General features: G+C 39.7%; 8 protein-coding genes. 6 read left to right on the forward strand and 2 right to left on the reverse strand.

Going from position 1 to position 6,719, the window contains the following annotated elements:
- Positions 1–454: 454 nt before the first annotated feature.
- On the reverse strand, positions 455–634 hold the full coding sequence (locus tag IBX40_09900) for a transposase (protein ID MBE0524628.1): 180 nt from the start codon (positions 632–634) through the stop codon (positions 455–457).
- A 59-nt stretch (positions 635–693) separates the two neighbouring features.
- Here IBX40_09900 and IBX40_09905 point away from each other — a divergent pair, with 59 nt between their 5' ends.
- From IBX40_09905 to IBX40_09930, 6 genes are all read left to right on the forward strand, one after another.
- Positions 694–2,088, forward strand: coding sequence for an FAD-dependent oxidoreductase (locus IBX40_09905; protein ID MBE0524629.1), 1,395 nt, complete (start codon positions 694–696; stop codon positions 2,086–2,088).
- 28 nt (positions 2,089–2,116) lie between these two features.
- Positions 2,117–2,299 carry a 4Fe-4S binding protein gene (locus tag IBX40_09910; GenBank protein MBE0524630.1) on the forward strand — a complete coding sequence of 61 codons (183 nt, stop codon included), beginning with the start codon at positions 2,117–2,119 and terminating at the stop codon, positions 2,297–2,299.
- A gap of 18 nt (positions 2,300–2,317) precedes the next feature.
- Entirely contained in the window at positions 2,318–2,716 is a 399-nt protein-coding gene (gene trxA / locus IBX40_09915; protein ID MBE0524631.1) for a thioredoxin, read from the forward strand.
- 91 nt (positions 2,717–2,807) lie between these two features.
- A complete protein-coding gene (locus IBX40_09920) occupies positions 2,808–4,517 on the forward strand; it encodes a hypothetical protein (GenBank protein ID MBE0524632.1) in 1,710 nt (569 codons plus the stop codon).
- A complete protein-coding gene (locus IBX40_09925; protein ID MBE0524633.1) occupies positions 4,517–5,020 on the forward strand; it encodes a DNA-binding protein in 504 nt (167 codons plus the stop codon). Before IBX40_09920 ends, IBX40_09925 begins: the two co-directional genes overlap by 1 nt.
- A 41-nt stretch (positions 5,021–5,061) precedes the next feature.
- Positions 5,062–5,676, forward strand: coding sequence for an orotate phosphoribosyltransferase-like protein (locus tag IBX40_09930; GenBank protein ID MBE0524634.1), 615 nt, complete (start codon positions 5,062–5,064; stop codon positions 5,674–5,676).
- A gap of 199 nt (positions 5,677–5,875) precedes the next feature.
- On the opposite strand, the gene IBX40_09935 is transcribed toward IBX40_09930, so the two are convergent.
- A complete protein-coding gene (locus IBX40_09935) occupies positions 5,876–6,682 on the reverse strand; it encodes a transposase (GenBank protein ID MBE0524635.1) in 807 nt (268 codons plus the stop codon).
- Between the last annotated feature and the right edge of the window lie 37 nt (positions 6,683–6,719).

A 6,719-nucleotide genomic window follows, 5' to 3' on the forward strand; every position in this document is an offset into this window, starting at 1 on the left:
CTACTGGATTGAACGTGCTTTCCAGGATGCGAAAGGTAATGCTGGAATGGCAGATAGCTTGATATTTGTGTTCTGTCATACCGGGCTTAGTGATAACTATGTCACGTGGATGGATTTTGAACTTATTTGCTGGCTAGTATTCGGTAAATTATGCAAAATGTGGGAAAAGGTTGGATGGTATTGTGTATTTTATCTCTGAAATATGGATTGATGTGGCACTAAAAATGTAAGTTCAGAAGGATTAAATATTAATCTGACAATGTCAAGTTAAGTTATTAGCAAACAGATCAATTTCATTTTAATACTCCAGTTGACGTCTGCTTAGAATTGAATGTTGGTAAATTTGGATTAATATTACTTCCTGAGCATTGCCTGGCAATTCCGAAAGTCACTATACCCCGTACTTGAAGGATACGGGGCTTGTTAACGTTTTTTGGCATATAAACGTTTTTATTTATCTTTTTGTTGTACAATCTGTATTTGAAATATATTTCTCAACTACTTCCCATCCCTGTCCAACTGACCCATGATAGCAGCCAGGTGCCCACAGATGATCCTTGCACCATTCTTTGAGATGGGGAAAGTGCAGTCTCAATATTCTGATTGATAGTCCTTTGATCTTCTTTGCAAACAACTTTCAAAACAAAAAACAGAACATAAAACCTATTTTGCATAACGTCAATATAAGCCTATATGACCAATAAACACATAATTATCATAGGATTGGGTGTAGGCGGCTTCTCTGCCTTGATGGCTGCAAAGAAAACCTCCCCCGAAGCTGAGATCACAATAATTGAAAAAAGGGGTTATGACATGTTCTCCCCTTGCGGACTACCCTTCGTGATCGAAGGTATCATTCCGGATCCGGAAGATCTGATACATAAGATCCCTACTGACAGCATGGGAGTAAAAAAACTGCTGAATCATGAAGCCACATCCATTGACGTGAATAATAAAACGGTAAGTGTAAAAGACCTGGGAACAGGGTCTGAGAATATTATTGAATTTGACAGCCTCATCATGGCCCCGGGATCAAAACCCTTCATACCTCCCATACCGGGAGCAAAGGAACTGCTGCAAAAAGGAGTATTTACTGTCAGCTGTCCTGAAGATACAGCCCAGGTACTTCAGGCTGCAAAAGGTAAAAAACATGCAGTGGTCATGGGCGCAGGTCCCATCGGGCTTGAAGTGGCAACTGCCTTAAAAGCATTGGGTCTTGATGTAACTGTCGTGGAACTGCTTGATTGGGTATTTCCTAAAGCAATTGACAAGGATATGGCTGCCATTATAGAAAAATCCCTCAAAACAGAAGGATTCCAGTTGATAATGGGAAAGGGACTTGAAAAAGTGATAGGTCGGGACTATATCGAGTCTGTGATTGTGGATGGTAAGACAATAAATACCGACCTGCTGGTAGCAGCTTCCGGTGTTAAATCCGACCTTTCTCTGGGTCAGGAGGCAGGATTACATCTGGGCAGATTTGGCATTACTACTGACATGAGAATGATGACCACTGCCAGGGATGTCTATGCTGCAGGTGACTCCATTGAAGTCACAAATCCGATAAGTCACAGGCCCTGGGTATCCCAGCTTGCAAATTCAGCTTACAGGCAGGGCACGGTTGCTGGTACCAATGCAGCTGGAGGGTATGCTACATATGAGGGGTCAGTTACCACATTTGTTTCGTTTGTTAATGGTATTGAAGTAGCTGCTACAGGTTTCAATACTTTTTTCGCAAAGATATATGGATTTGAGATTATCGGTGCAAAAGCAAAGGGCAAGACCAGGCCGGATTGGTACCCCGGGGGGGAAGATATCAGTGTTAAAGTCCTGGCTGATGCCAGTTCAGGTAAATTACTTGGTGCACAAGCCATTGGCTCGGGAGCAGCCAGCAGAATAAATGTGGTAGCCTGTGCACTAAAAGGAGGATTGACAGTTCATGAGCTCTCAGAACTTGAACTAGCTTATTGTCCGGCAGTATCTGAAACCTATGATGTTTTAACCAAAGCATGTGACTTTTTGTTAAGGAAATTAAAAAAACAGTCTTTGCACGGTTTCGTACAAACTGTGCAAAACTATATATGTTAATAAATAAATCATTATATTGTGATAAATTATGACCGTAACACTTAACAAAAATGTATGTGATAAAAAACCATCCTGTATGATGGTAACATTATGCCCAGCTAGTGCGATCTCAATAAGACCTGGTGAATATCCAACAATCGATTCGGAAGCTTGTTTAGATTGCGGAAAATGTGTTGCTGCATGTCCCCATCAGGCATTAACAATTGCATAATTCCATGGGTTTTAACATATGGATGAAGAACTGGAAAAAATCAGGAAAAGAAAATTAAAGGAGTTGCAAGAAATTATGAATAAATCCCCATTACCAAATACCCCCATAGAACTGACAGACCAGGATCTCGACCAGGCCATCAGTAAATACCCCAAACTTGTGGTAGATTGCTGGGCTGTCTGGTGCGGGCCATGCAGGATCGTAGGACCTACAATTGAGGCCATTGCCACTGAAAAAGCAGGGGAGATCGTATTTGGGAAACTGGATATTGACCAGAACGGTCAGGCTGCTGTTAAATATGCCATCTCAGCTGTCCCAACCATGCTGGTGTTCAAAGATGGTCAATTGGCTGGAAGAATCATAGGAGCACTTCCAAAACAGCAGATCGAAGCTAAACTTGACGAAATCTTCAAATAATCCCGTATTTCCTTTCTTTTTTTTTCGTTTTCCAATTTTCCAGCAATCATCATCGCTTATTTTAAATACAAAGGATATTTATTAAAATAACATGGTTGGGTTTATTCCGACACTATTTGAATTTGTACCAGTTGGTATCATAACTGCTTTATTTTTTCTAATTGTGCTCTATGTCAAGCATGTGCACAAGTTGAACCTTCGTTCAGTGGGTTCAGATATCTGTCTTGGTGCTCTCTTTATACAGATCACAATGCTGGCATTGCCCTTATGGGCTACAACTTCAGTTTCAATTAATGTCATAGGACAATCTGTAGCAGTTATACTAACCCTTTTTACATGGATAATAACAAACTGGCTCTTGAAAAGAAGGAAACCTTCCCGGACATTTTCCACAAATTTTTTAAACAAACTCTTTAATAGGTCTAATAAACCCATTAATTTCAGGGAATTTTTTTCATTTGTGTTGGGTATATTTGCACTGTGTATAAGTCTGATGATGGTGCTTAATGTGATCGGATTTGGCTTAAAAGATTTCATGGTCCTGACCACACATCTTGCATTTGCAGCCATAACCTCCATGATTATTGGATACGCAGGACATGGGATTTACCGATATCTGCAAAACGAACAATTCACGCAGCAGTTCAGTCGTTTTTTCAGGGAAATAACTGCTGACAATGTACTGATAACAATTCAAGCAGGAGGAATCCAGATTCATGACCGCGATCCTGTCCAGCCTGTAGTTGATATTATAAGGGGCTCTATTATGAAGGGTGTACTTGGCCCGTCACTCTTTGGTTTGAAAATATTAAAAGAAAGCTGTATTGAAATTATAACCTCATCAGGTATGCGCCAGCAGAACTTGAATAAAGTTACTTTGCATTTTATCAATAATATTTATGATATCAACAAATTAGCATTAAGAATGGATGAAGACGAGGTTGCTATTGAATCTGTTATAAATTTGAGTGAGATTGGAGAAATTGCAGTTTATAATGGACTTGAGAAATCTGTTGAGGATATTCTCAGTAAACTTACCGAAAATTATGATGTTATTCAAATAAAGAAATTCGATACCATGAAACTGGTAATTATCGATTCAATTAGTCATATTGGATCAGCTGCTGCTGCACATGGTATGGAGTCATCAGCATCAAAAGCAAGTAATATGCTGGGTAATGTAGGGATTTCGGCAGTTCGGACAAAACATAAAACAATATTGAATAAAATAATCAACGTTCTTTATATCATAGGAGAAGCATCGGGCATTAATTCGTTGGAGAGTACCCTAAAGCAGACTGCGGTTAAATTACGTGATATGGGGACTTCATTAGTACAATCTGATTTGATATATGAAGCCCTACAAATAATAACAAAACTGGAAAAACTGGGTTTTGTTGCTGCATCCAATAAATTGGAACTGGCAACTGAACAGGTGTTATGGTCGATTAAGGATATTGGGGTGTCGTGCGGATATCAACGAAATGAGCAGGGGATCAAAGTGGCTGTAAATGCTTTCGCCAATATTGGGCTGGAGTCATCCCGACAAAAACTGCATGATGCGTTGGATCAGGCCATCTGGTCATTAAAAGAGGTGTCCAGATACCCAATTTCAGAGGAACTTGAGAGTTCTACAAAAAATTCCGCGAAATCCTTTGCCAGTCTTGCAACCGTAGAGTTTGATAAGGTAGAAAAGGCCATACATGATCTCAAGCAGTATTTTGGGTCTGATGAGACAGATCGTTTTGACAAGTTTGAGACCCAATATATTATGGAAAGAGAGAAGAACGAGGCTAATTGATGGAAAGTAATGTTTATGTCATGGATACTTCCGGATTTATAGTTGGTACAAATTTTATTGAAGGGACAATGGTAACAGTACCGGGTGTAGTGGATGAGATAATTGACAGCTCTACTCAATTGAGATTTGACTTACTTCTTGATAGTGGGTTGATGGTGGAATCACCTCTTGACAGTTGTATTGAACATGTCATTTCAGTTGCTAAATCCACTGGAGATGATAGTGTGCTGTCTGGGACCGATCTGGATATCCTTGCCAAAGCCCTGGAATTGCTCAGTAAAAGTAAAGTGATCCTGATAACAGATGACTATGCTGTGCAGAATGTGGCAGCAAGTTTGGGAATCGAATACAGGTCTGCAGGGTCTAAAGGGATCAAAAAAAATATTTTGTGGGAGTTGAAATGCAGAGGATGCGGGGCAATTGTCAAATCTGGCAATGAATGTCCGATTTGTGGTTCTGAAGTGAAAAGACATCGGGTAAGAGGCCAAAATGTTGTGGATTAATTTTATATTGTTAAAGATTAAATAAATCGGTGGTTAAAGAAATGAAAAATATCAGAGAGCTTATCGAGAAAGCTTTAGAACTTAAGCAAAGTGGATTATCAGAAGGACAGATTGCAGATGAACTGAATGTTTCCAGGGAAACAGCCACCTGGCTGCTTGCACATTCTCCAAAAGGTGATCTTTCCAAAGCTCCCAAGGATATCTATGTTAATTGGAGCAATATTGGCCGAAGTTCAAGACGCTTAAGCCTTACTGCCAGTGCACTGCTTGATTTGATTCTTGAACGTCTTGAAAGTTCCAGCACCAATGTTGATGTGGTTGTGGGTGTTGCTCTTAGCGGTGTACCCATTGCAAGCTTAATAGCCGAGGAACTTGAAGTGGAATTGGCAGTTTTCCAGTCAAATAAGCATGCTGAAGATGGTTCCGGTGGGATGTTGTCTCAGAACTTTTCAAGTGTAAACGGTAAAGATTGCATCATTATTGATGACGTGGTGACCACCGGGACAACTATACGTGAAGTTGTTGCACTACTCAAAGAAAAGAATGCAAATTCGACAGCCATAGGAGTATTGATCGATAAGAAGGGTTTTGATTCTATTGACAGTATACCTTTATGTTCTTTGCTTAGAGTGTCAAGGGTTGATAAGATCGAATAATTTTACATACATCTTAATTAATTCATTTTTCCTGATATAATTTGATTATAAGAGATTGTCGGATAACCCCTTTAATTCATGCTAAATTCATCCGTTTTTTCATGAATTCCAGGATTTTTCAGAAAAAATCTAATTTTTTCGCCAAAAAATCCCTATTAGCCCATAATTTACCTCAATATTCCCGAATTTACCTCACTTTTCAACACGTTTTTAGATAGCATACGCTACCAATAACATTTGCAAGCCTCTTAACATTAACAACGATAGCAGTGATAATAAATTGGACATTCACCTTCGGCAGACCCCAATATCTTGCTCTTGCCATCCCATGGAATCTCTTCATCTCAGCATTCTTTGGTTCGATATGTGCTCTTTCCTTCATATCATCCTTAAAATCCTGGGTTTTATTGTATTCTTTCGCCTCCATCATCAAATCATGATGTTTCCCTATGGTGATAGTCCTTCCCTCCTGTTTTGTGCATTGATCTTTTAGCGAACACTGGCTACAGACTTCTTCCTTGAAATAGAATGTTGTCGTCCCTTCTTTTTCATTATAATTTGAAATCATGGTTCTGTTCCCGGCAGGACATGTCACCCCAGTTTTATCCACAACGAATATTTCCTGGGATAGAAACCCGGTTGGATTGGACCCTTTTTGTATCGGAGCAACGACCGTAATTCCTCTTCCTAACATCTGAAACCTATTTTCGGCACCTCCGTAGTGAGTATCTCCTCTCATCTTTGGCGGCTTAGAACGGTTTTCTAGCTTCTCATCCACAAGAGGCAAAAGTACATTTCCGTCATAGGTATTACCTGCGGTTCCAATGATGTTTGTCACAAATCCATCATCTGATTTCGTTATATTGCCCTTATATCCTGTGAAAGGTTTTGAATCCGATTTAGCTCCATGTCTTGCATCTTCATCCACAAGACTTACTAATTTGTCCTTTACATGCTCTTTCTTCTTCTGGACTTTACCATTTTTTTCTTGTCGAGTAGAGCCCATAGCGCACCTCTTTCTGGGGTAATAACCCCAAGGTTAC

The sequence above is a fragment of the Methanosarcinales archaeon genome, assembly GCA_014859725.1.
GTDB lineage: Archaea > Halobacteriota > Methanosarcinia > Methanosarcinales > Methanocomedenaceae > Kmv04.

What these genes read in the sequence shown, in the direction of transcription:
- IBX40_09925 (MBE0524633.1), top strand. Translation starts at nt 4,517, where the DNA reads ATGGAAAGTAATGTTTATGTCATGGATACTTCCGGATTTATAGTTGGT.
- IBX40_09920 (MBE0524632.1), top strand. Translation starts at nt 2,808, where the DNA reads ATGGTTGGGTTTATTCCGACACTATTTGAATTTGTACCAGTTGGTATC.
- IBX40_09910 (MBE0524630.1), top strand. Translation starts at nt 2,117, where the DNA reads ATGACCGTAACACTTAACAAAAATGTATGTGATAAAAAACCATCCTGT.
- IBX40_09905 (MBE0524629.1), top strand. Translation starts at nt 694, where the DNA reads ATGACCAATAAACACATAATTATCATAGGATTGGGTGTAGGCGGCTTC.
- IBX40_09930 (MBE0524634.1), top strand. Translation starts at nt 5,062, where the DNA reads ATGAAAAATATCAGAGAGCTTATCGAGAAAGCTTTAGAACTTAAGCAA.
- IBX40_09935 (MBE0524635.1), bottom strand. Translation starts at nt 6,682, where the DNA reads ATGGGCTCTACTCGACAAGAAAAAAATGGTAAAGTCCAGAAGAAGAAA.
- trxA (MBE0524631.1), top strand. Translation starts at nt 2,318, where the DNA reads ATGGATGAAGAACTGGAAAAAATCAGGAAAAGAAAATTAAAGGAGTTG.